General features: G+C 63.6%; 2 protein-coding genes. Both read left to right on the top strand.

Annotated elements, in window-relative coordinates:
• Positions 1-1,029, top strand: a 1,029-nt coding sequence (locus AC0L3S_RS38950) for a flagellin (RefSeq protein ID WP_473285244.1), incomplete at its 5' end; no start/stop codon positions are given.
• 324 nt (positions 1,030-1,353) lie between these two features.
• On the top strand, positions 1,354-1,890 hold a 537-nt coding region (locus AC0L3S_RS38945), incomplete at its 3' end, for a flagellin N-terminal helical domain-containing protein (protein ID WP_473285242.1).

Genomic DNA, 1,890 nt, shown 5'->3' with positions numbered 1-1,890 from the left:
ACCGGGGTGCAGACCGTCAAGACTGCCGGCGCCTCCGGTGCCTTGCAGACCACCAGCGGAGCCAAGAACTCGTCGATCGTGGCCGGTGCGCTCAACATCTCGACCGGTGTGAACGCGGATCTGTCGATCACCGGCGCGGGCAATGCGCTGTCGGCACTCGGTCTCACCGGCTCCACCGGCACCGGCACCGCCTTCACGGCGAGCCGGTCCGCGGCGTCGGGCGGCGTCTCGGGCAAGACCTTGACCTTCTCCTCCTTCAACGGCGGCGCAGCGGTCAACGTCACCTTCGGCGACGGCACCGGCGGCACGGTCAAGACGCTCGATCAGCTCAACACGGCTCTTCAGGCCAACAACCTGAGCGCTACGATCGACGCCAACGGCCTGCTCACGGTCTCGGCGACCAACGACTACGCATCTTCGACGATCGGCTCGGCCGCTGCTGGTGGCACCATCGGTGGAACGATCACCACGGCGCTGACGTGGTCGAACCCCACCTCGCCGGTTGCCGATCCTGTTGCCCAGGCCACCCGTACCAACCTGGTGTCGCAGTACAACAACATCCTGACGCAGATCGACACGACCTCGCTGGATGCTTCGTTCAACGGCGTCAACCTGCTCAACGGCGACCAGCTGAAGCTGGTGTTCGACGAGACCGGCAAGTCCAACCTCAACATCACCGGCGTGACCTTCAACTCGAAGGGTCTGGGTCTGGCCGGCCTGGTGCAGGGTACCGACTTCATCGACAACGCCGCGACCAACAAGGTGCTGACCAGCCTGAACTCGGCTTCCAGCACGCTGCGGTCGGAAGCCTCGACCCTCGGTTCGAACCTCTCCATCGTGCAGGTGCGTCAGGACTTCAACAAGAACCTGATCAACGTGCTGCAGACCGGTTCGTCCAACCTGACGCTGGCCGACACCAACGAGGAAGCGGCCAACAGCCAGGCGCTGTCGACCCGTCAGTCGATCGCGGTCTCCGCGCTGTCGCTGGCCAATCAGTCGCAGCAGAGCGTGCTCCAGCTGCTCCGCTAATAGCGGCTGACATCGCAATCAAGTCATGGCGGCGGGGCTTCGGCCCCGCCGTTTTCTTTTTGCGCGGTCCGATCGAGGAGTGGTCTGGCCGCACCGAAAAAGTAACTGTTGGTTATGGTTAACGGGGAGCAAACGCCGCAAAAAGGCGAGGAGTTTCAGATCGATCGTCGCCGATCTCGGCGTGCGTCCGCAGCCTTATGGTGAACCGGCGCTTACGCTGCGGGAACGGGTTTCACCTTTTGTTAGCCATGTCGCGGCACGCTGTCCCCGTCACTCGATCCGAAGCGATCGAACGAAGACGCGTAAACCAGAAGGGTAAGAGTTATGTCCGGTATCGTTCTCTCTGCGTCGGTTCGCCAGAACCTGCTCTCTCTCCAGTCCACCGCCGACCTGCTCGCCACCACCCAGTCCCGTTTGTCGACTGGCAAGAAGGTGAACTCGGCGCTCGACAACCCCACCAACTTCTTCACGGCGCAGTCGCTCGACAACCGCGCCAGCGACATCAACAACCTGCTCGATGGCATCGCCAACGGCGTGCAGGTGCTCCAGGCCGCCAACACCGGCATCACCTCGCTGTCGAAGCTGCTGGACTCCGCCAAGTCGATCGCCAACCAGGCGCTGCAGACCACGGTCGGATACTCCAGCAAGTCGAACGTCTCGACCACGATCGCCGGTGCGACCGCTTCCGACCTGCGCGGCACGACGACCTACACCAGCACGACCGCTCTCTCGAACGTGGTGTTCGACGGTACTGCGGGCGGAACTACCGTTGCGTCCGGATCAGCCACGCTCGGCGGTGGGTCGGCTTCGCTGGTCGGATCCGCGGCACCGGACGGCGGTGGCACTGCGGCCAAATTGGCT

The sequence above is a fragment of the Bradyrhizobium sp. Ken01 genome (assembly GCF_055807355.1).
This window is presented reverse-complemented; position numbering and strand designations above follow the sequence as displayed.